The sequence below is a fragment of the Exiguobacterium sp. s138 genome, assembly GCF_018618775.1.
Classification (GTDB): domain Bacteria; phylum Bacillota; class Bacilli; order Exiguobacteriales; family Exiguobacteriaceae; genus Exiguobacterium_A; species Exiguobacterium_A artemiae.
Genome location: NZ_JACSMW010000001.1, coordinates 546,357 through 567,048, shown reverse-complemented (window position 1 = coordinate 567,048; position 20,692 = coordinate 546,357). Strand labels below are relative to the sequence as shown.

At 46.5% G+C, this 20,692-nt stretch carries 25 protein-coding genes; 15 read left to right on the top strand and 10 right to left on the bottom strand.

The features are described from left to right. Positions 1-78 precede the first annotated feature (78 nt). From KNP91_RS02895 to KNP91_RS02880, 4 genes are all read left to right on the top strand, one after another. The gene (locus KNP91_RS02895) at positions 79-1,401 is read left to right on the top strand and encodes a Na+/H+ antiporter family protein (protein WP_026828620.1); all 1,323 of its coding nucleotides are present in this window, start codon (positions 79-81) and stop codon (positions 1,399-1,401) included. Positions 1,402-1,600: 199 nt separating this feature from the next. Further along, complete coding sequence (gene uptA, locus KNP91_RS02890; RefSeq protein WP_131502864.1) at positions 1,601-2,194, top strand: undecaprenyl phosphate transporter UptA; 594 nt, start codon at positions 1,601-1,603, stop codon at positions 2,192-2,194. 57 nt (positions 2,195-2,251) lie between these two features. Continuing rightward, the gene (locus tag KNP91_RS02885) at positions 2,252-3,121 is read left to right on the top strand and encodes a hypothetical protein (RefSeq protein ID WP_131502865.1); all 870 of its coding nucleotides are present in this window, start codon (positions 2,252-2,254) and stop codon (positions 3,119-3,121) included. A gap of 194 nt (positions 3,122-3,315) precedes the next feature. Beyond that, the gene (locus KNP91_RS02880) at positions 3,316-4,680 is read left to right on the top strand and encodes an amino acid permease (RefSeq protein ID WP_214765017.1); all 1,365 of its coding nucleotides are present in this window, start codon (positions 3,316-3,318) and stop codon (positions 4,678-4,680) included. 99 nt (positions 4,681-4,779) lie between these two features. Here KNP91_RS02880 and KNP91_RS02875 read toward each other — a convergent pair whose 3' ends face one another. The 3 genes from KNP91_RS02875 to KNP91_RS02865 all read right to left on the bottom strand — a co-directional run bounded on the left by KNP91_RS02875 (position 4,780) and on the right by KNP91_RS02865 (position 7,215). Beyond that, positions 4,780-5,490: an ABC transporter permease gene (locus KNP91_RS02875; RefSeq protein WP_251135842.1), complete on the bottom strand. Its 711-nt coding sequence runs from the start codon at positions 5,488-5,490 to the stop codon at positions 4,780-4,782. 151 nt (positions 5,491-5,641) lie between these two features. Then, positions 5,642-6,271 carry an ABC transporter ATP-binding protein gene (locus tag KNP91_RS02870; protein ID WP_251135841.1) on the bottom strand — a complete coding sequence of 210 codons (630 nt, stop codon included), beginning with the start codon at positions 6,269-6,271 and terminating at the stop codon, positions 5,642-5,644. 122 nt (positions 6,272-6,393) lie between these two features. Then, positions 6,394-7,215: a transporter substrate-binding domain-containing protein gene (locus KNP91_RS02865; RefSeq protein ID WP_214765019.1), complete on the bottom strand. Its 822-nt coding sequence runs from the start codon at positions 7,213-7,215 to the stop codon at positions 6,394-6,396. Positions 7,216-7,419: 204 nt separating this feature from the next. Here KNP91_RS02865 and KNP91_RS02860 point away from each other — a divergent pair, with 204 nt between their 5' ends. Continuing rightward, positions 7,420-8,061, top strand: a complete 642-nt coding sequence (locus KNP91_RS02860) for an SDR family oxidoreductase (protein WP_214848490.1) — start codon at positions 7,420-7,422, stop codon at positions 8,059-8,061. Positions 8,062-8,105: 44 nt separating this feature from the next. Here the strand turns inward: KNP91_RS02860 and KNP91_RS02855 are convergent, their stop codons facing one another. From KNP91_RS02855 to KNP91_RS02840, 4 genes are all read right to left on the bottom strand, one after another. Beyond that, positions 8,106-9,134, bottom strand: coding sequence for a YhgE/Pip domain-containing protein (locus KNP91_RS02855; protein ID WP_214848487.1), 1,029 nt, complete (start codon positions 9,132-9,134; stop codon positions 8,106-8,108). A gap of 74 nt (positions 9,135-9,208) precedes the next feature. Then, a complete protein-coding gene (locus KNP91_RS02850; protein ID WP_214848484.1) occupies positions 9,209-9,631 on the bottom strand; it encodes a MarR family winged helix-turn-helix transcriptional regulator in 423 nt (140 codons plus the stop codon). 80 nt (positions 9,632-9,711) lie between these two features. Then, entirely contained in the window at positions 9,712-10,020 is a 309-nt protein-coding gene (locus KNP91_RS02845; protein WP_214765021.1) for a hypothetical protein, read from the bottom strand. Positions 10,021-10,047: 27 nt separating this feature from the next. Then, positions 10,048-10,791 (bottom strand): nuclease-related domain-containing protein, encoded by a 744-nt coding sequence (locus KNP91_RS02840; RefSeq protein WP_251135883.1) that lies wholly within the window; start codon positions 10,789-10,791, stop codon positions 10,048-10,050. A 122-nt stretch (positions 10,792-10,913) separates the two neighbouring features. Between KNP91_RS02840 and KNP91_RS02835 the strand changes: the two genes are divergently transcribed. Continuing rightward, positions 10,914-11,228 (top strand): hypothetical protein, encoded by a 315-nt coding sequence (locus KNP91_RS02835; RefSeq protein WP_012370120.1) that lies wholly within the window; start codon positions 10,914-10,916, stop codon positions 11,226-11,228. Between the two features lie 154 nt (positions 11,229-11,382). Here the strand turns inward: KNP91_RS02835 and KNP91_RS02830 are convergent, their stop codons facing one another. After that, a complete protein-coding gene (locus tag KNP91_RS02830) occupies positions 11,383-11,808 on the bottom strand; it encodes a hypothetical protein (protein ID WP_131973009.1) in 426 nt (141 codons plus the stop codon). 214 nt (positions 11,809-12,022) lie between these two features. Next, positions 12,023-12,415: an RrF2 family transcriptional regulator gene (locus tag KNP91_RS02825; protein WP_131973010.1), complete on the bottom strand. Its 393-nt coding sequence runs from the start codon at positions 12,413-12,415 to the stop codon at positions 12,023-12,025. 172 nt (positions 12,416-12,587) lie between these two features. Between KNP91_RS02825 and KNP91_RS02820 the strand changes: the two genes are divergently transcribed. From KNP91_RS02820 to KNP91_RS02780, 9 genes are all read left to right on the top strand, one after another. Next, positions 12,588-12,881 carry a hypothetical protein gene (locus KNP91_RS02820; RefSeq protein WP_214765023.1) on the top strand — a complete coding sequence of 98 codons (294 nt, stop codon included), beginning with the start codon at positions 12,588-12,590 and terminating at the stop codon, positions 12,879-12,881. A 168-nt stretch (positions 12,882-13,049) separates the two neighbouring features. Further along, on the top strand, positions 13,050-15,422 hold the full coding sequence (locus KNP91_RS02815) for a sensor histidine kinase (protein WP_214848478.1): 2,373 nt from the start codon (positions 13,050-13,052) through the stop codon (positions 15,420-15,422). Between the two features lie 31 nt (positions 15,423-15,453). Continuing rightward, entirely contained in the window at positions 15,454-15,759 is a 306-nt protein-coding gene (locus tag KNP91_RS02810) for a hypothetical protein (RefSeq protein WP_131973013.1), read from the top strand. A 15-nt stretch (positions 15,760-15,774) separates the two neighbouring features. Beyond that, complete coding sequence (locus tag KNP91_RS02805; protein ID WP_214848476.1) at positions 15,775-16,320, top strand: cysteine hydrolase family protein; 546 nt, start codon at positions 15,775-15,777, stop codon at positions 16,318-16,320. Positions 16,321-16,335: 15 nt separating this feature from the next. Next, a complete protein-coding gene (locus tag KNP91_RS02800; RefSeq protein WP_214765026.1) occupies positions 16,336-17,307 on the top strand; it encodes a DUF2817 domain-containing protein in 972 nt (323 codons plus the stop codon). Positions 17,308-17,453: 146 nt separating this feature from the next. Continuing rightward, complete coding sequence (locus tag KNP91_RS02795; RefSeq protein ID WP_188005379.1) at positions 17,454-18,335, top strand: manganese catalase; 882 nt, start codon at positions 17,454-17,456, stop codon at positions 18,333-18,335. Between the two features lie 6 nt (positions 18,336-18,341). Then, on the top strand, positions 18,342-18,530 hold the full coding sequence (locus KNP91_RS02790; protein ID WP_214848473.1) for a spore coat protein: 189 nt from the start codon (positions 18,342-18,344) through the stop codon (positions 18,528-18,530). Between the two features lie 32 nt (positions 18,531-18,562). Further along, on the top strand, positions 18,563-18,862 hold the full coding sequence (locus tag KNP91_RS02785; protein WP_255508434.1) for a spore coat protein: 300 nt from the start codon (positions 18,563-18,565) through the stop codon (positions 18,860-18,862). Positions 18,863-18,958: 96 nt separating this feature from the next. After that, positions 18,959-20,110: a DUF3238 domain-containing protein gene (locus tag KNP91_RS02780; protein ID WP_214848471.1), complete on the top strand. Its 1,152-nt coding sequence runs from the start codon at positions 18,959-18,961 to the stop codon at positions 20,108-20,110. A gap of 76 nt (positions 20,111-20,186) precedes the next feature. Here the strand turns inward: KNP91_RS02780 and KNP91_RS02775 are convergent, their stop codons facing one another. Then, positions 20,187-20,576, bottom strand: a complete 390-nt coding sequence (locus KNP91_RS02775; RefSeq protein ID WP_131973019.1) for a thiol-disulfide oxidoreductase DCC family protein — start codon at positions 20,574-20,576, stop codon at positions 20,187-20,189. Positions 20,577-20,692 lie beyond the last annotated feature (116 nt).

Genomic DNA, 20,692 nt, shown 5'->3' with positions numbered 1-20,692 from the left:
TCTTGACAGTCAAAAGATCGGTCTGTATGATACTTTAGTATAGTACAGTGATACCAAAAGAAAGTGTGGTTTTAGTTCATGTTTAATGCAGTCATTATTGCCGTTGCTCTATTATTTCTTTTAGCCATCTTCCGGGTCCATATCGTCCTCGCGATGGTTCTCAGTGCCGTCGCCGGCGGACTGATCGGCGGTCTCGGCATCAACAAGACGATCGCGACGTTTGCTGAAGGACTTGGCGCCGGGGCCGAAATCGCCCTCAGTTATGCCTTACTCGGTGCGTTTGCTGTCGCCTTGTCGAAAACCGGACTTCCGGATGCGTTGGCACATGCTCTGATCAAACGTTCAAAAGGATCCGCTGACGCGGCGTCAGTCAAGAAGTTAAAAGGCTTTATCGTCTTTGCAATCTTGTTACTCGCGATCAGCTCACAAAACGTCTTGCCGATTCACATCGCCTTCATCCCGATCATCATTCCACCGCTCCTCGGTCTGTTTAATGAGATGAAGATTGACCGTCGCCTGATTGCCATCGTCATGACGTTTGGTCTCGTCACACCGTACATGTTCCTGCCGGTCGGCTTCGGGGATATCTACTTGAACCAGATCCTTTTGCCGAACATTTCGAAAAACGGAATGGACACGGCTGGTGCTTCCGTCATTCAGGCAATGGCGATTCCGGCACTCGGAATGCTCGTTGGTCTGTTGATTGGTCTTTACGTTTACCGGAAACCACGGGAATACGAAATGAGGAACATCGCACCGGACGACTATGAGATTCCCGTCATCACGAAAACAAAATTGTTCCTCAGCGGACTCGTCGTCCTCGCGACACTCGCTGTCCAGCTGACGACCGAATCGATGATTTTTGCTGCGACAACAGGTCTCGTCCTGTTTCTCCTTCTTCGTCTCGTCCGCTTCAGTGAAGCAGACGATGTCATCACCCGAGGTATGCGAATGATGTCGTTCATCGGATTCGTCATGATTTCAGCGAATGGATTTTCGAACGTCCTCCGGAAAACCGGTGACATCGATCCGCTCGTTGAGAATTCAAAAGCCTTGATGGGCGATTCCCAACTCGTTGCCGCTTTCGTCATGCTATTGATCGGACTGCTCGTCACAATGGGGATCGGCTCGAGTTTCTCGACGGTTCCTGTCATCGCTGCGATTTTCGTCCCGCTTTGTGTCCAGTACGGATTCAGTCTGGAAGCGACGATTGCTATCATCGGGACGGCCGGTGCCCTTGGCGACGCCGGAAGCCCGGCATCCGATTCGACGCTCGGTCCAACAAGTGGACTGAACGCTGACGGACAGCATGATCACATGCGGGAAACCGTCATCCCGACATTCCTGCACTACAATCTGCCGCTGCTCGTTTTCGGAACGATTGCCGCGATGGTGTTATAAAAAGTATGTTTTCAGGAACCAATGCCATAATCGGTATTGGTTCTTTTTTTGAATCATTTTGCTTCATTAAACGGGCTGTACCTTCTACTTAAAGATGCTTAGTAAATATTTGCTTCGTCAGATTAAAGATTTTTTCTTTCATTTTCCGGCTTTCTTCTCTAATATAAAGGAATGAAGTGAAGCTGAAGGAGTGTTCGATGTGTTATCTCAAGTTGTTAATAACGTTTTATTATACCTCGCTGATCTAGGGTATTTCGGTATTGCCTTAGGATTGATGATTGAGATCATTCCGAGCGAAATCGTCTTGTCTTACGGTGGATTCATGATTTCCCAAGGAACGATCGGTTGGCCGCTTGCCGTTGTTGCTGCTGTCATCGGCGGTTTGTTTTCGCAATTATTTTTATACTGGTTTGCCCGTTACGGCGGTCGACCATTGATTTTAAAATACGGAAAGTACCTGCTGATTACGGAACACCATCTCGATCTCGCAGAACGCTGGTTCCTGAAATACGGACAAGGCGTCATTTTCGGAGCCCGCTTCATTCCGGTCGTCCGTCATGCGATTTCGATTCCAGCCGGTCTTGCAAAAATGGATCAGACGAAATTCTCATTCTACACTGTCCTCGCCATCATTCCCTGGTCGATTCTTTTCCTCTACCTCGGTGAGACGCTCGGAACGAACTGGCGCTCGATTAAAGAAGTGGCCGCACCTTATACGAACGGTGTCCTGATTGCTGCTGTCGTTATGATTCTCTTATATGTCTTCCTGAAAAAGCGTCAACGTACAACCTAATTCAAGTTTTGCAGTCTGTCCCCGCGGCAGACTGTTTTTAAAAAGGAGCGACTTATCTTGGATACTTCCAACACATTAAAAATTCACCTCGACCGCGTTACGGCGTCTCAAGTTACCGGTAAACACATTGCCACGGGATTGACGATTTCAGGACAAATCATGATGATTGAAGAAATTTATGATACAAAACGACATCGGAACGTACTGCATGTCCATCGTCTGCATGACCAATGGCGGACAACGACGATCATCGCTCAGGCCGAAACAGATTTCAGTTATGTCGACTCATTTTCTGACGGACGGATTCTCCTTGTCGCTTCACGATGCGACGATGATATCGACGGTTTGTGGCTGCCGAATGCTTTTATTTACGATTCAGCGGGACATCTCCTCGATAGTTTTTGTCTTGATGACGGGATTCAAAACGTCCATATTGATGAAAAAAACCAAATTTGGGTCAGTTACTTCGATGAGGGCGTCTTTGCCGATGCCGTGACCAATTCGGTTGGTTCCTTTGGATTAGTAGTCTTCGATGAATTTGGACAAGCCGTTTTTAAGAACAAGGATTATCCGATTGATGACTGTTATGCGCTGAACGTCTGTGCGTCGGACGATGCCTGGTTCTTTTATCATCCGGATTACCGGGTCGTCCACTTTCATCAAGGAAACAGTACAAGCTATCAAGTCCCGCGTCGGCATTTTTCAGATTTCGTCGTCCAAGGCGGGTATTTGATTTCAACGGACAATGAACATACGTATTTGCTAAAGCGGGAAGGCGATAGGTATGTCGAGATGGCACGGATTTTATTCGAGTCGGAAAAAGGCTCTCCGCTGCAAGGAACCATCAAAATGCGCCAAAACCGAATCGTCCTCTCTACGGATACCCGTCTTTATGCGGGAACGTTTACAGATTTCATTCCAAAATGACAAGTTGCCGAATCCCTTCATTTTGAAGGGGTTCGGCTTTTTTTCATTTCTTTTCATTTATATTAGGAAAAACGAAAATGTTTTCAGAAAAAGCTTTCAATTCTCTTTTTTAAGATAGTATACTCATGGTTATAGTGTTTCGGACTTGTCTGACAAGTTCAAGAGTAATCATTTTTTGGTACATGGGGGTACTTATGGAATCGAACTTAAAGCGGGAATTAACAGCACGACAAGTACAAATGATTGCCTTAGGGGGGACCATCGGCGTCGGCCTATTTCTTGGATCGTCAAGTACGATTGCCTGGACCGGTCCATCTGTCATTCTTGCCTACATGTTGGCAGGGGCCTTCATCTTTTTAATCATGCGCGCCTTAGGTGAGATGGTCTACACCCATCCACACACCGGATCGTATGCAAAGTTCGCGAATGATTACATTCATCCGGCAGCCGGCTTCATGACGGCGAGCAGCAACATTTTCAACTGGGTCATTGTCGGGATGAGTGAAGTCATTGCCGTCGGGACCTACATGCGGTTTTGGTGGCCGGATCTACCGACCTGGATTCCGGGTGTCGTCGTCATCGTCATCCTGACGCTTGCGAACCTCGCCTCGGTCAAAATGTTTGGTGAACTCGAATTTTGGTTTGCCTCCGTCAAAGTTATCACAATCATCCTGATGATCATCGCCGGTCTCGGCATCATCCTGTTTGGTTTCGGAAACGACGGGACGCCGATCGGCTTCTCGAACCTGTGGTCACACGGCGGCTTCTTCACGAACGGCGTCAGCGGCTTCTTCTTCGCCCTCTCGATTGTCTTCGCGTCTTATATCGGCGTTGAACTAATCGGTGTGACAGCCGGGGAGACGAAGGATCCGGAAACGAACATCACCCGTGCCATCAACGGCGTCATCTGGCGGATCCTGATTTTCTACGTTGGAGCAATTTTCATCATCGTCACCGTCTATCCATGGGATCAGCTGGCAGATCTCGGCAGCCCGTTTGTTGCGACGTTTGCTAAAGTCGGGATTACAGCCGCAGCAGCCGTCATCAATGTCGTCGTCATCACGGCTGCGATGTCCGGTTGTAACTCCGGCATCTTCAGCTCGAGCCGGATGATTTATACGCTCGCGGAAAAAGGACAGATGCCGTCGCTTTTCCTGAAGGTCAACAAAAACGGGATTCCACTCTACACGGTCCTTGCCGTGTCAGCCGGTATCTTTGTCGGAATCATCCTCGACATCGTCCTGCCATTGTTTCTCGGCAAAGACACGAATATCTTCGTCTATGTCTACAGTGCGTCGGTCTTACCGGGAATGGTACCGTGGTTCGCGATTTTGATCAGCCACATCCAGTACCGGAAAATCGAAGCCAACCGGATTGCCGATCACCCGTTTAAGATGCCCGGCGCACCGTATACGAACTACATCACGATTGTGATGCTGCTGATCGTCCTCGTCGGAATGTTGTTCAATGATGAGACCCGCGTCTCGATTCTGATCGGACTCGTTTTCCTGATTCTCTCCGGTATCTATTATGTAGTACGCACACCTAAGTCGTCTTAAAACAACGCTGTCCCCGGCTAAAAAAGTCGGAGATAGCGTTTTGTCATTTCTTCAAGGCACCCCTTGCGTTGAGTGCCGCAAATACGACCATCGCAATACTCAAAACGGTAGCGACGATGACACCCTGTGTATAAACACTCCAATCAATCGTCTCGCGTAGCAGGACGCCCGCATCCCTTCCATGATATAAGTCGTCGGATTGAGCGTCGCGGCTACCTTTAACCATTCCGCTTCAATCAATTCTTTCGGGACAAACGTCGTCGATAAGAAAATCAACGGAAAGAACAGTAATGTCCCGGCTTGTGCCGCCTGGGCGTTCCGAGTTTTCAGAGCAACACCGACGGAATAACCGGCAAAGGCAAGACCGAAGCCGAGAGCGAGGATAATCGTCAGGAAAAAGCCGCTGATCCCCGCCGGAATCGATAGACCAAGTAGAAAGCCCATTCCGAAAATCAATAACGTCTGAACGAATAATTGCAACATCCCGGCAAGCATCGGACCGAGAACGATCGCCGTTCGTGAGACCGGTGTCAACAGCAAACGGGCAAAATAACCGCTCTCAATATCTTTGACGAGTGCCTGCCCCGCTCCCCCGGCTCCTCCGACGGCACCGGAGACGATTGAGACCGGCAGGATGAAGTTAAAATAGTCGACGCCGCCGAACTGGGGCAGACTGGAGATGCCGGACAGCCCGCTCGTGTAGACGAGCAGGAAAAAAACGCTGATGATCAAGTTCGGGATGAACGAAAACGGATTCCGTAAGGTCACGAGCAGGCTGCGTTTCGTCAATATCAAAGTTTCCCGCCACATATCAGCTCTCCTCCTTATAGGCCTGACCCGTCAGTTGAATGAAGACATCATCCAGCGACGGCTGTTTGACAACAAGCGAACGGGCCGTCAAGTGCTGTTCATCGAGATAGCGGACGACCTGCTTCAGCGTCTCTGTCCCCTCGGCAATCAGCTACCCGTCATTGATGATGGCGATCCGGTCTGCCAGCTGATCGGCTTCTTCCAAGTACTGTGTCGTCAAAAAAATCGTCGTTCCGTATTCTTCATTCAGACGCCGAACTTCCGTCCAGATTTGCTGACGGCTTGCTGGATCCAGTCCGGTTGTCGGTTCGTCGAGAAACAAAACGGTCGGCTGATGGACAAGTGTCAATGCGAGATCCAGCCGGCGTTTCATCCCGCCGGAATACGTGCCGGCGCGGCGTTTCCCGTCTGCCGATAATCCAACGAGTTCAAGCAGTTCAACGGCCCGTTCGACGGCTTTGTCCTTTGAAAATCCAAACAGTTTCCCTTGCAGCACCAGTAACTCTTCACCTGTCAAATCATTATCGATACCGGTTTCCTGCAGGGCGACACCGATTTGCAACCGGACATCCTTTTGATTTCGTTGAATGTCGTACTGGTTGATCGTTGCACTGCCGGACGAGACGGCAATCAATGTCGTCAGCATTTGAACCGTCGTCGATTTACCGGCACCGTTCGGTCCCAAAAAGGCAAAAATCTCTCCTTTGTCGACATGAAAGGAAATCTGATCAACGACTTTTTTCCCGTTATATTCCTTCGTCAACCGGTCTACTTCAATCATGCTCATCCGTCCTTTCGTTAGTCAGACAATCGTTCAGTCACTTCCTTATCTTTACCCACTTTTTAGCTGATTGCACAAAAAGGGACAAACCCAAAATTGGATTTGCCCATCGGTTGCTCTATTTAGATGACATCCTGTCCAACTGAAGCCACACACCACTTTTCTTTTAAGGCTCGAATCCGTTCCTGTCCTTCATAGGAATTCATCCATAGATTCATCACGTCCAGAACTTCCGTCTGCCGGTCCTGGATCAGATAACTTTTTTCGGCCGGAATCCACTTTTCAGTGATTTTCGGAGCCCCTAGCCGCGTATCCAGCGACGCATAATAAATCGCTTCAACCGTATCCGTGATCATGACATCGACTTCGCCGGTCGCGACAGCTGCCGGGATAGCCAAATTATCGGCATACATGACGATATGGGCTTGATCAAACGTCTGCCGGACGAATTGTTCGTTCGTTCCTCCTGGGTTTAAGCCGATTGTCACGTCCGGTCGATTGATTGCCTCGATTGACGTCAGCAGGTCGAGATCCGTTGTCCGGACGAGCGGTGTCTTTTGAAACGACAAGTAACTTTTCGTGAAGTCGCCGACGATTTCGCGTTCGATGTTTTTCGTGACGCCGCCGACGACCATATGAAATTTCCCGGCACGTAGATCACGGGTCAGTGTTCCCCATGTCGTCGGGACGAATTCGACTTCGAGTCCGGCGACTTCCGCAAACGAGCAGATGACATCAATGTCGAACCCTTCATATTGGTTGGTCTGACGGTTCAGGTACGTAAACGGTTTATAATCTCCGGTCGTTCCGACGACAATCTTTTTTGTTGTGAAGACATTTTGTTTACCGACGCTGAATGAACCCGTCGCATTCTTTAATCGTGTCGCTATCATAAGACCGGAAAGCAACAGACTTCCTCCAAGTGCCAATTCTCGTTTATTCACTCTGTCCGCTTCCTCTCTCTGTCTGACGCTGTGTTTTTGTATAATACTCAAAACAGTATCATATTGTTCTAACGGTTCCAACAATTTTTTGATTATTTCGTCAAAAAGAGGCAATGTTCTTTCATCAAGTCCTCTTGATTGCAGGATACACTTACTTTCTTCCATACTGACAGAGAACGAATCAACGAATGGGAGGAATGGAAGATGAGTAACGTATTCATTATTGGAGCAAACGGAAAAGTCGGTCGTCAGGTGGCGAAACAATTAAGCGGATCGAGTCACGACGTCCGCGTCGGATTACGTTCAAAGGAACAGTATGCCGATTTTGAATCTCTCGGGGCAACACCGGTCGCTCTCGATTTAGAGCACGGTGTCGCATCGATTCAAGATGCAATCCAAGGCAGTGACATCGTCATCTTTACAGCCGGATCCGGCGGTCACACCGGCGCGGATAAAACCATTTTGATTGATCTTGACGGAGCGGCAAAAGCAGTTGCGGCAGCAGAAGGAATTCAAGCGAGCCAGTTCATCATGGTCAGCGCCTTAAATGCCGACTCGCCGGAAACGTGGTCCGACAGCATGAAACCGTATTACGTCGCGAAACATTACGCGGATCGTCTGTTGCGTGAAAGTTCACTTGCCTATACGATTCTGCGTCCGGGCGGTTTGAAAGATGAGGCGGGTACAGGTGCGGTCACAACAGATCCGACTTCAACGGACGAAACAACGATTGCCCGGGAAGACGTCGCCCGCGTCGTCGTCGCCTCGATCGGTCAACAGTCGGCGTACCACCAAACGATTCCGTTGCTAACGGGTGACACAGCGATTGCTGAATTGTTTGCTTAACTAAAAAACGAGCTGATCCGATTGGATTAGCTCGTTTTTTTGTTTCAGGAAGCCTGTTTGACCTCGACAACATGTGCCTGTTCCCGGCGAACCGCTGTCAAAATCAGTGTGACGATAAGTGTCACGAGCAGCATAACCACCAGTCGTAAGAGGTAGGTCGAGATATCACCGTCAAAATACAGCAACCGGGTCAAACCGCCGACGGCATTCGGAACCGGCAGATAATGACCAATCGTTTGGTAAAACGGGGCCAGCATCGAAGACGGAACGATATTTCCCGCCGTCATTAACTGAAACGGAATCAAAGCAACGTTCACAAGCGGTGCAATCGGACCAAAAATCGTGAAGTTCATCTGCGTGACGCTGATACACGTTGCTGTCAGCAACAGTTGGAACGCCCATACTTTCAAGAAGGATGTCTCGATCTCGGCAAAGGCAAACGCAAGCGATACCATGACGAGCGGAACAACCAGCAGGACGATTCCGTGCAACAGTTGTTTACTCCAAAAGAGTGACCATTTTGAAAAACGTTTTTGGAGAATTTGTGTCACGAGATTAAATTGAATTCCCATCGTCATGACAGCAATATAAATCACGAAGCCCAGTAACAACGGCAACATCGACATCGAGAAATCGGACACTTCATGCTCGATGATGATGTCCGAACGAATAGCCGGCTGACCGTTTACCCCTTGCGAGATTTCAGCTGTCGCCTGTTTCAGAATACCGTTCGCGAACTCGGCATTTGCCTGATTGACGTGAAACGTCATCTGTTTTTGACCGGTCAAATCGGCAGCAAGCACCATCTCGATGTTTCCGGCATCGAGTTGTTTCAGACCTTCCGTTTCGGACGAAACGGCTTTGACGGTAAACGGACTATCCGCTTTGAGGTTTTGATATAGTCCTTCCGTCGTCGCATCTTTGACGACAGCGACCCGTAACTGATCCAACCGGTCCGTCGCGCCGTGGTAACCGGTCATCCAGACGACAAGGAACAAGACCGGAACAATCAAGGCAAACATTAACCCGACTTTTGTTTGTGTAATCGACCATACTTCTTTAAAACTCTTCATGTAATCCGCTCTCCTTTTATATATGCATTACTTATAATAGCATGTGCAACTATCAGTTCAAAAAGAGAAACCACTTACGTCACATTTTTGTAAATGGTCTCGAGTGTCTTGATGAATTGTTTAATCTCTTTTTTCGACAGACCGGAAAACGCCTGCTGCTGCAGTTCATCGAGTGTCGGTTCGAGCAGATGAATCGTTTGGATACCTTCTTTCGTCGTCAACAAAATGAAGGCTCTCCGGTCTCTCGGATCCGCCGAACGAATGACAAGCCCTTTCTTGACCAGCTTGTCGAGGATTTTTCCCACTGTCGTCTGATCCCGCTCGGTCGTCAACGCCAACTGTTTTTGCGAGATGCCTTCCTGCTTATGCAGCTCACTCAACACTGAAAATTGTTCCGGTGTCAGGCCATGTTGTTCCATCCGTTTCGTGGCAGCCCGTTTAAAGGAAAGATAGCTGCGTGACAATTGCATACCAAGTGACCAATCCGCTTCTTTCATTAAGACTCCCCACTTTCGGCATAATAGTTGCACTACTTATTAATTGAACTTATTTACTATATGCCGGAATCGGTGGATTGTCAAATAGATGTCTGATTTTCTCTCTTTTTATCGTTATAGACAGCATTGCGGTCTTTCAATCGGGTCATTGCAGCCATCACTTTATCGAAGTCCGACAAATCATTCGGGTGATTCGGTGTCGTTAAGATGTGCGCGACTCGGCGATACATGATTTTTTCCTCGTATCCCATTAACACGTAGATCGCCCGATGAAAGTTTTCATTTTCCTCCCAGTCGACATCCCCGTAGACAACCCGGTAATAGGCGCCTTCACTATGTTGCGGAGCAGGAATATCAATGTAATCAATCGGCTTTTTATGAATGGCCATGTTTCCACTTCCTTCTGATTGTTTAATTTAAGACGTAAACGATTTAACCGATTCGATATGCGCATCCTTCACTTCTTGTTTAACTTGGGATTGTTGCTTGAGTTGCTCATAGACCGCATCGACCTGTGCTGGTGTCAAACGATCGACAGTCGCCAGTTTCTTGATGGCCCGCCGTAAGTCATTCCGTTTGATGACATGGACGTGACTTGAGTCCACCGTAATTTTTTTAAGTTCACAACGTTCACCGAAGACGATGACCGACTGGAATACGTCTTCTACGACCATCGCCTCCAAAAATCGTTCCATGCTCTTCAGGTGTTGTTCATTTTGTTTGATCGGATTGTAAAACTTTTGTTTATAGCGGTTTTTAAACATCTGAGTCCACTGCTGGTCCGCTTCTTTTCCAAAAATCCAGCCGCTGTAATTTTTCGACTCGAGCACGTAAATGCCACTCTCGTGGATAAACGTCACGTCGATTTCCGTCAGACCTTTGCCGCGTGCTTTTGGCAGATAGGTATTCATGACGAATTTCCCGTATCCGCCGACTTTTTCAAGTTGCCGGGTCGTTAAATATTCTCCCCAGATCCCTTTGTCACGGACGGCCTTCAGAAACCGTTCTTGTGTAACCTGCTTGTATGTACTCTTCTCAAACGACCGCCGGCGGAAATAAAATAAACTGCCGAGCGTGACGACAAACCCGACAAACAGGATACTCCCTGAAAGAAGTAATATCGGAATCAACGCAGCTAACAAATCTTCCACACTTTTCATTCCTTTCTTTTTCAAACCCTTAATTTTCCACTATTTCAGAATAAACGGTATTCTTTTCAATTTCCACTAATTGTTATATCATTTTTAGTATGATACGGTAAACAAAAGGAGGCTTCTTTCATATGGACTCATTTTTATCGATTTGGTTGCCTTTGATCCTCTTGATCATGTTCTGGCAATCCGTATCTCAACAACTGGCAAAGCAACGGGTCATGCAACAACAGCTCCTGCGCGAAATGACCCGGATTCAGGAACACCTCGGGATGACGGATGCAGCAAGCAGTCATACCTTACTCAATGAACAAATCAAGCAGCTTCTTGCTGATTATCAGACAGTCGAAGCCGTTAAACTCGTCCGGGAAACGCTTGGTTATCCGTTACTGGAAGCGAAACAATATGTCGATGCGTTCAAAGATACCTCGTCCGAGAATCGTTAAATGAACAACAGGCAAGTCCTCCGTTATTTCGGAAGGCTTGCCTGTTGGCATGTTCAACGGACTTGTTCCAGCAATCCTACATGATTACTGTACATTTCAGTTTTTCGAACGTGATCCTTATATATAAAATGGCTTGCACCATTTTCAGTCAGCGTTAGTCTGATTCAAATTTCTGAATCAATTGATCGATCTGGCGAACAAACGGCAGGATATCTTTCTCATCCGTCATAATTCGGTGTAGTACTTCTTTTCCTTCAATATACAAATAAGCATAATGACGATTTGAGTTTGTCTCTTTCGTCAAGCAAGCGGTTAAAAGATGATTCGAATGATGTAGTGTATGTGCAGCTAAATGAATCAATTCCTTCGTTAACACTTCCCTTGCTTCATCCGTCGCCTCTTCCTCGAACAAACGGACAAGGGGTTCTAACAATTGAGCTTTGGTTGTAGAACGCAACTGTGCGTATCGAATCTCAACCGTTATGTTTTCAGGCTGTTCTTTTTTCTCTACAAGAAATAAGGGAGGTCTGATTATGGTCTTGATAAAGGATGTGAATGTGTCAATGGTGATCTCAGACATTCTGGAAACTCCTTTCTGACAGAATTCAAGTTATGATTATTCCGGATGAGGACATGCAACGAAAGAAACCATTTTAGTTCCCTATTTTCATCCAAAATTAAGTATAACATTTACCAGTTTTATTAGGGAATTTTATCTTCTGTTCATGACAAAAAAACACGTTACAGAATATTACCAATCTGCCACGTGTTTTAAACTCTTTTTTTACACACCGTCAATCCGTTTGAATCAAATCTTGCAGTGAGTATGCCTTGAGTGCTTCCGAAAATTGAAAAAATGCATCATCAAACGCTTCTTTCATATTTCCCAGATTTTCATCTTCATGGACGGCTGGAATACTTTCAAGATAAGAGACCTTTTCAAAAAGCTGTACGATTTCACCCAACGTGATGTCCAACGGATCTTTCGCCAACTTAAAACCTCCGTTACGTCCCTGATAGGATGTGATGAGTCCGAATCGGCTTAGTGCATGAACAATTTTCATTAAATGATTTTTCGAAATATCATAATAATCGGCTACTTCTTGAATTTGAACGAGTCGAGTCGGGTGAAGAGTCGTATACAATAGCACTCGAATCGCATAATCCGTCGATCGAGTCATTTTCATTATTTCCACCTACTTTATTCTCTATATCACCTATAGTACAAAAAAAACGACATAAGATATAGTTTTAAGTGTTATGAAATGTATCTATTTTTTTGCTGAAATACGTTTCCTTTAAACATGTACAGGAAATACTTAATATATAAAGAACGATTATAGGAAGGAGTTCACGCATATGAAATTTTTTAGTGGTTCGGACTTTTTAGTATTTATCAAAAGACAATTCTCTGAAGAACGCTACCGGGTCGATCCGACGTATTTAACTGCTAATTCAGCTAAAATTTCCGTTTTCCGTCGCGAATTTTCTGAAGAGCGGATCATGGATATCGAATATCTGCTGATTTTACCGACACTAGAAAAACGAATTTTCATTCGCGGCATTCGGCATCCATCCAATTATCAATTTTTTCTAGAGAGTTTTGAGCCTCTTGATGAATTAATTGGATCCATTCATCACTTAATAGAATAAAGTCCAGACTAATCGTCTGTATACTACCATCAAAAATTTAATAGAAGTTCCATTGATGAAACGGGTCAAAACCTCTCCCATAACATGTATAATCATAGTATGTTATTCACACAGCGATCATCAGGGACACGAACTACGTATCTCCGTTGTCCGCTGTAGAAAGAGGTCATGATGAAATGGATATTCAGTAAAATTACCCGGACCTTTTCAGGACTGCTACTATTAAATTTTATGATTTTAGTGTGCGTGACGATGGGTGCCTATTCCTATTCCATTCAGCAACTAGAAGAGAATAATGTCATGCTGTTGCGTTTGACCAATCAAAAAACTGCTGCACGTGAGATTTGGAATGATTTGCAGGAGACGAATATTGAGATTCAGGAAGCCTTATTAAAGGAAACACCGGCTTCTCTCGGACTGTCGAATGACTTAAAGCGGACAAAGCAGGATCTTGAACATTTGGCGCATACTTACCCTTCCGCAGAAACAGATTCTTACTCAAAAACGGCAATGATTTTAATACAGTACTACGAAAAAATATTGATTCCATTGACGGAAAATCGACAGTCCGCCAACCGATATACCGATTTTACCGCCATGCGACGGATGTTAAAGGATGCGTCCTTCGTCATCCCGTTGCAATCGACTATGAGCGGGACAGAACGTTCTTCACTCGATACCATGTATTTTTTTTCGACGACCCGACAAGCAGCGGATCAATATATCAACTCTATTCATATACTGGAAAAAAGAGCACAGCAGACACTTGCCCATCAGATGCGAGCGACCCTTTGGAAAACGTTGACAGTTCTTGTTGCTGTCTTTTTCCTTTTAAACAGCTGGACGTTCCGATTCATGCAACGGTTGACAAATGATCTCGTTCGTCTGGTCAAGCAAACAAAAAATCCATATGCTTATTCTTCGATGCCTCTGATCAAACGACAGGATGAAATCGGCGTCCTCGCCAAAGCCATGCAGAACATGATGACGATGCTTGCGTTTCAACAATCCGAAACAGATCGTGCCAATCAGCAATTATCAAGCCGGAACCGTGAACTTTCTGACAGCCTGTCGGAAAAAAACAAAACGGAAATCAAGCTACAACTTCAGACGGATCTTGCCCGTCACTTATTGGAATACGAGACGTTTCACTGCACGCAAGATTTGCTACGGGATGTGGCCCGATCATTCGGCTTACCGGAGTTGAAGCTGACTCTGGTTTCGAGGCAAGAAGAAGTCATTTACCGGCAAAATCCTTTGTCTGAAGGCAGCATCCCCCGGCTGGCGCAGCCTGTCAGAGAGGATCAATACCTTGTTGAACGGATTATTCCATTGCTGAATTCGCGTGAAGCTGAACCGTTTGCCTTGTTGACATTCACTGACCCAACGGCAGAAGTATATGAAAAGCTTTCGGCAGTCAGCGATATTCTGTCACTCGGGATTTTGCGAATCGAGCATATGCGGGCACTGAAAGAAGATAAACAGCACGTCCAACGGATTTTGGACAGCCTTCGAGAAGCCGTCATGTACGTCAATTTTCCCGATTCACGATTGATTCACAACGGGACGTTGGTCACTATGTTCCCCGAATTACGAGACCTGCCAGATACTTTGCATGATTTTGAATCCATCATGGCCATCCTTCGCCGGGTCTTTACTGAAAAAGAGGCCTTTACCGACTATATGAAACAATTAAAAATTCATTTAGCGAACGGCCATGCCATGGACGCCCAAGATTTCGAAGTCAGCAGGAATCGTCACGTCCGTCTGTATACGGAATTTCTGCCGGACAGCAAAGGTATCATCTTTGTCTTAAGTGAACGGACGGCTGAAGTCGAAGCGGTACAAAAGGAGCATGCCTTCATTTCAATGATTTCACATGAACTCCGGACGCCCCTAGCCTCGATTGAAGGATTCAGTGAGCTGATGATTCACCGCAACGTCTCCGGTGAAAAACAATTGAAATATTTAAAAACTGTCCGCAGTGAAGCCCAACGCTTAGGTAAGCTTGTCACCGCTTTCTTGGACTATCAACGCTTGAGTCACCAAAAGGAAGTCTATTCGTTTGAATCCTTTGACATAGCAGCTTTGGTACAGGAAGTAGCCGACTGGATGAATGTCTCCAACACCTCCCATCAGGTCCTGTTTGATTCGGCTCATACGACCTGTACGATTGAAGCGGACCGTGGAAAAATACGTCAACTGCTGACGAACCTTTTGGGTAATGCAATCAAATACTCGCCGTCGAGTCCGAAGATCGAGGTCCTGCTCGACTGCAGTGAGGAAGAGGTTGTCCTGACAATCAGCGATAACGGACTCGGCATTCCGAAACAAGACCTACCGTATTTGTTCGAGTCCTTTTACCGCGTGGAGCGCAACGACCATAAGCGGATTCAAGGAACCGGACTCGGGCTGATGATTTGTAAGGAAATCGTCGAAGCTCATTCCGGACAAATTTCTGTTTCATCCGAACTGGATGTCGGAACGGATTTCCTAGTCCGGCTGCCGATGGTGCAACGGACCAAAGACGGAAAACCATAAATTGATTTAAAGACAGAGGAAGTGAATACGTATGGATTATGAGTTAGATCGTATCATTTATTACTTGAACCGAGATTTTCGCAATCATCTCGGATCATTCTCAGGCACGATTTTGAAAGATACCTCGCCGGCCATTATCTTAATTGAGGATCATGTCCGGCGGCATTTAGCGTATGCCTTATATCAATATCCGGAATTCGTCTCTGAAATCGAAGAGACGATTTTCCGGTGTCTCATCGATGTCCGGGGGGAAAAAGAATCGGAAGATCCAACGGAAATCTTTATTGCTAAAGCCCAGTTATATTCTCCCTATCATTACCTCATCACATTTTTATAAGGAGTGGACTGCAGTATGAAAATAACCGGAACCGCCTTGTTAATCGTTGATATCATCAATAAAATGGATTTTGAAGGCGCAGAAAATCTGCTTGCTGAGACACGCCCCATATTGAAGTCTTTGATCGACCTTAAACATATATGTAAAGAACATGATATACCGGTCATTTATGTAAATGACAATTTTAGTTTATGGCAAGAAAACGTTGATCAGGTTGTCGAAGAGTGCCGCGGCGGGCTCGCCGATGTCTTCGTTCAAGCATTGCATCCGCAAGAAGATGATTATTTCATCATCAAGCCGAAACATTCCGGTTTTTACGGGACACAGTTGGATATTCTCTTAAAGCATCTCAATATCTCACGCCTGATCATTACGGGCATCACGACCGACATGTGTATCCTGTTTACGGCAAACGACGCTTATATGCGGGAATACGAAATCTGGGTGCCAAAAGACTGTACCGCAGCCGAGACGCAAGATGCGAAAGAGCACGCATTGGAAATTCTCCACACGACATTATCCATTGATTGTTCCAACAGCAGTGACGTATCGTTCGACTAAAAGGAGGACAGCATCATGTTGCAATACTTTTCAGGAACATGTGAGACGGCACGAAAACGACTCCTCGAAACCGCACTGCATCATTTGCCGACAAAATACCCGTCCATTTCACACCTGCCGATCAACCAGGCACAAAATGCCAGCTGCGACTTGATTCATGCGAAACGTGAGGGAAATCATGCGTTGCTCATTCTCAGCAGCGGTCTGCATGGAATCGAAGGGTTTACGGGGAGCGCGATGCAATTGCGATTTTTAGAAGAACATCTCGCCCGGCTTAACAGCAGCGAAGTCGATCTTTTATTCATTCACGCTATGAATGTAGACACCATGGACCATCACACTTATGCACCGTTTCGTGGTGTTTTCATCCCGAAGGCGGGCTCCGGTAGTCGATTCGGACACTTCCCGTTTTCGTTCCAAACAGTAAGCCGGTTACTTCCAATCGGTCCCGGTCGTTTGTTCAAAAGCGCCACAACCGTACCAGTTCCTCAACCGATAAGTATTCATTTTGACGGACAGCCGCCTGACCCGTATATTCATGACGTCCTTTCTGCAGTTTCCTACCTCATCACTCCCTACTCGCACGTTTTGTTTCTTGACTGTCACACGGGTCACGGCCTCCAGACAGAAGTTCAACTGGTCCTGCCTTCCGCTGATTGCCGCACACCGGATCATTTAAAAGAATTCACCCGTTATCCGATTGTCGAACATCCACTTTATCTCTTTGAAGGTGAATGGTTGAACTCACTGTATCAGTGGACGCATGAAAAGCAGATTGGTTTCCTTGGACTGATCATCGAATGCGGAACAGCTAAAGACTCATCCGGTTTTCGACTGCCTCTGCAAGCGATCTTTACCGAAAACCGGCTTTGGCGTCAGCATGTCATGAACGAAACGGATTTGCTCTTTTCGCATATGGTGGAATTAATGAATGATCCGTTGAACTATCCGTTGCTCAAGCGGAATCTGACTTGGTCGTCCTCCTGATAACTGCCTGCATCACCGGTCCAAATCATTTTCTAAAACATTACATTTTGATGACAATCCTTCCCCTTTGGTTTTCGTTTTTCTTAAACAGGTATATATATCATGTACGTTTTATATATGTTTTTAATCTGAGGGAGGAATGAATCATTTTCAGACACCAAAAGGAATTACAGTTCGAAGTTAAGGTCGACCGGCCGGATCCGAAACTTGCACGGGCTGTCCAGGAAGTATTAGGCGGACAATTTGGGGAAATGACCGTCATGATGCAGTATCTGTTCCAAGGATTCAACTGTCGGGGAAATGAAAAGTACAAGGATATGCTGATGGATATCGGCACGGAAGAAATCGGTCACGTCGAAATGTTATGTTCTTTAATTTCGCAATTGCTCGACGGTGCTTCACCCGACGACCAAGCTGAGGCGGCCAAGGATCCTGCCATCGCCGCAATTCTCGGTGGAATGAATCCGCAACACCTTCTTGTCAGTGGACTCGGCGGACTTCCTTCCAATTCAAACGGGGTGCCGTGGAACGGTTCCTACATTGTCGCGAGTGGTAATCTCTTGGCGGATATGCGATCCAACCTCCATGCGGAATCGCAGGGGCGACTTCAGGTCGCACGTCTCTATCACATGACGAACGATGAAGCAGTCCGGACAACACTCCGGAAAATGCTGGCCCGCGACCGGTATCATCAATATCAATGGATGGCAGCCATTGAAGAGCTGGAAGAGAAAAACGGCATCGTCGTCCCGGCCACGTTTGCACCGGAAGATGAAATGGAAGCCCAGCCGCATGCTTATGAATTTTGGGACTTGTCGGAAGGAACGGCTTCAAAAGAAGGACGCTGGGCGCAAGGAAGCGCGCAGGATGGAACCGGTGAATTCGTGTATCTCGAAAATCCGGCACCGCAGGGTCAAATTCCAAATCCTGAAGTTCCGGCACACAATCTGCACCATGATTTGAATGAACCGCCGCAAAAACGAGGCGTCGCGGATACAGTCAAACGCATTCTAAAGGACAAGGAGTGAGACAGGATGGCGAAACAACTGGCGTTGCACGAGACGTTGGAAATCCATGAAATTATGACGATGAAGCAATCCTGTCTTGTCAAATCTTATGCACTTAGCCCGCTCGTCAAAGATAAAAAGTTAAAAAAACTGATTGAACAGGACATCAAAGAATCAGAACGTGCACTAAAAGAGCTACAACCTTTATTCCATTGATTCCACCAGACGAACGACCGGAGGTGCTTTTTGTGACCATTCAAAAACAGATGAACCGTGCCAGCAAGAAAAGAGACGAACTGATCGCCATCGACCATCTCGTCAGTGCCAAATCACTCGTCCGCGCCTATGCCGTGGCCGTTACGGAAGCTGCTTCTCCCGATGTCAGAAAAATCCTGACGAAGCAGTTGAATCATGCCATTCAGACACATGCTGATATTGCGACTTACATGATTGAAAATGATATGTACCTGGCATACGATTTAAAAAAGCAGTTGAAGCATGATGAAGAAAAGATGAACCTGATTCAGGAATTGGTTCAGAGCAAGTAAACATTTCCCTCTCTTCGGTCGAGAAGAGAGGGTTTCGTAACTTCCGCCTATTATGGGAAGCGAAAGGGATTAAAAGACTGATCGGAGGACGCCGTTATGCTATCCGTTAAAAACATTACAGTCAAGCAACTTGGTCAAGATTTACATCTTTCGTGGCAAGCGGATTCTCCCGTTCAGCTTCTCCGTGACGGTGAGATCCTCAGTGATGGCGCGGCACACGAATTCATCGATACGACGCTTGCTCCCCTCTCTCCCGTGCAATATGAACTGCGGACCAATCACGTCCGTATCACAATCGATACAGCCGTTGTCGCCGATGAGGGAACATTGTTTTGGAATCAAAAATCCACCGTCATCATCCGTTCAGACCAGGAATTACTTTTGGTATGGGGGGCTATCCCGGATGTCGAATCCTACAGTATCTTCCGAGATGGAAAACGCTTGGGCGATACGGATAATCATACGTGGTACGAAGCATCATCGCAAGACGAGTCTGCCCGTTACGAAATCCGTGCCCTCCGACCATCGTCTCGTCAGAATGTACCACTCTCCTCCGTCATGGAGGGAGCGTTTAAACTTTTGAATCATTTAAAACACGAACCAGATCGGGAACGGGAGTTTGAATCGTTTATTCTTTATATCCTTCTCCATCCGTTTGTATCTGAGCCCCTTGCACCGAATAAAGAACCCGAAGCCGTCCGCGCACGACTGCGAATCATGACGTTTATTGCTCCACCGATTTTAAAAAATCCGAATCTGCTTTCTCCTCATATTTATTTTGAGGGCGATGACCGGACCTTTGATCCCCATGCGACGGAATACCGGACGTTGACTGAGATTGCCATGACAGGCTTACAGGATGTTCCTCATGTTCACCTTGCTAAGCAGGCCAATCCGACACGTTCTCTGACCTCGACGGGACGCCTACGGAGTGAAGACGTAGCATCGACACGGAAGGTTTATCTGGAAGATATTGAAAAGGACCGAGACTTTCTCCAGTTTACGACCCGGCATTCAGTCGGCAATCCGTTGGTGATCGCTCCCGACATCAACTATACGGTCCATACCGCGTATGGTCACGGAAGATGGCGGTTGTGCGGAACTCATCTTCGTTCCCCTCACCATGAAATTTATCTGCAAACAGAATCCTGTGCTTTTCAGCCGATTCATCAAACACATGACCTCGGTCTCAGTTTTTTAGCTGACCCTTTACCGAGCTGCCATTGGCTGTTCATGGAGGCCAGATGATATTCATTACCTCATCAAAAAAGCCAGACGATGAACATCGTCTGGCTTTTTTGATGAAACATATGCCGAACCCGTATCAGTCATGGAATCGGGCGCGTGTTTCTTTAGAAGGAAGCATACATTGTTGCTTTTCTCCGAACCATTCATGCCGGTGTTTCGCGACAATATCATACACAAAATCTCTTCCGACACGCGGTAAGAAGCGGAAAAACGAAGCGAATGGCCATGCGCCGTTTAAGTGTCTGGTAATCCGTAGCGCTGCATCCGATTTGATATAAGGAACTCCCTGCTCGATAACCACAACACTGTTTAAATCAGATGGTAAACGATGTTTTTGAATGAGTTCCTGTCCAGTCGCGCCCTGCAATGAAGCAAAATCATAGTACCCTTGATCCCGTTTCAGGATAAACTGCACACTGGCATCACACAAATTGCATTCCCCATCAAATAAAATGATTGGCTTCACGTTTGTGTCCTCCCTCTATCAATGATTTCCTTTTTTCTAGTTTAGCTCAAATCCATAAAGCAAACCTGTATTTCGCTTCTTATTGCTATCGATGATCAATCCATACCATTTTTATA

What these genes read in the sequence shown, in the direction of transcription:
- KNP91_RS02895 (WP_026828620.1), top strand. Translation starts at nt 79, where the DNA reads ATGTTTAATGCAGTCATTATTGCCGTTGCTCTATTATTTCTTTTAGCC.
- KNP91_RS02880 (WP_214765017.1), top strand. Translation starts at nt 3,316, where the DNA reads ATGGAATCGAACTTAAAGCGGGAATTAACAGCACGACAAGTACAAATG.
- KNP91_RS02875 (WP_251135842.1), bottom strand. Translation starts at nt 5,490, where the DNA reads ATGTGGCGGGAAACTTTGATATTGACGAAACGCAGCCTGCTCGTGACC.
- KNP91_RS02870 (WP_251135841.1), bottom strand. Translation starts at nt 6,271, where the DNA reads ATGATTGAAGTAGACCGGTTGACGAAGGAATATAACGGGAAAAAAGTC.
- KNP91_RS02860 (WP_214848490.1), top strand. Translation starts at nt 7,420, where the DNA reads ATGAGTAACGTATTCATTATTGGAGCAAACGGAAAAGTCGGTCGTCAG.
- KNP91_RS02855 (WP_214848487.1), bottom strand. Translation starts at nt 9,134, where the DNA reads ATGAAGAGTTTTAAAGAAGTATGGTCGATTACACAAACAAAAGTCGGG.
- KNP91_RS02850 (WP_214848484.1), bottom strand. Translation starts at nt 9,631, where the DNA reads ATGAAAGAAGCGGATTGGTCACTTGGTATGCAATTGTCACGCAGCTAT.
- KNP91_RS02845 (WP_214765021.1), bottom strand. Translation starts at nt 10,020, where the DNA reads ATGGCCATTCATAAAAAGCCGATTGATTACATTGATATTCCTGCTCCG.
- KNP91_RS02840 (WP_251135883.1), bottom strand. Translation starts at nt 10,791, where the DNA reads ATGAAAAGTGTGGAAGATTTGTTAGCTGCGTTGATTCCGATATTACTT.
- KNP91_RS02835 (WP_012370120.1), top strand. Translation starts at nt 10,914, where the DNA reads ATGGACTCATTTTTATCGATTTGGTTGCCTTTGATCCTCTTGATCATG.
- KNP91_RS02830 (WP_131973009.1), bottom strand. Translation starts at nt 11,808, where the DNA reads ATGTCTGAGATCACCATTGACACATTCACATCCTTTATCAAGACCATA.
- KNP91_RS02825 (WP_131973010.1), bottom strand. Translation starts at nt 12,415, where the DNA reads ATGAAAATGACTCGATCGACGGATTATGCGATTCGAGTGCTATTGTAT.
- KNP91_RS02820 (WP_214765023.1), top strand. Translation starts at nt 12,588, where the DNA reads ATGAAATTTTTTAGTGGTTCGGACTTTTTAGTATTTATCAAAAGACAA.
- KNP91_RS02815 (WP_214848478.1), top strand. Translation starts at nt 13,050, where the DNA reads ATGATGAAATGGATATTCAGTAAAATTACCCGGACCTTTTCAGGACTG.
- KNP91_RS02810 (WP_131973013.1), top strand. Translation starts at nt 15,454, where the DNA reads ATGGATTATGAGTTAGATCGTATCATTTATTACTTGAACCGAGATTTT.
- KNP91_RS02805 (WP_214848476.1), top strand. Translation starts at nt 15,775, where the DNA reads ATGAAAATAACCGGAACCGCCTTGTTAATCGTTGATATCATCAATAAA.
- KNP91_RS02800 (WP_214765026.1), top strand. Translation starts at nt 16,336, where the DNA reads ATGTTGCAATACTTTTCAGGAACATGTGAGACGGCACGAAAACGACTC.
- KNP91_RS02790 (WP_214848473.1), top strand. Translation starts at nt 18,342, where the DNA reads ATGGCGAAACAACTGGCGTTGCACGAGACGTTGGAAATCCATGAAATT.
- KNP91_RS02780 (WP_214848471.1), top strand. Translation starts at nt 18,959, where the DNA reads ATGCTATCCGTTAAAAACATTACAGTCAAGCAACTTGGTCAAGATTTA.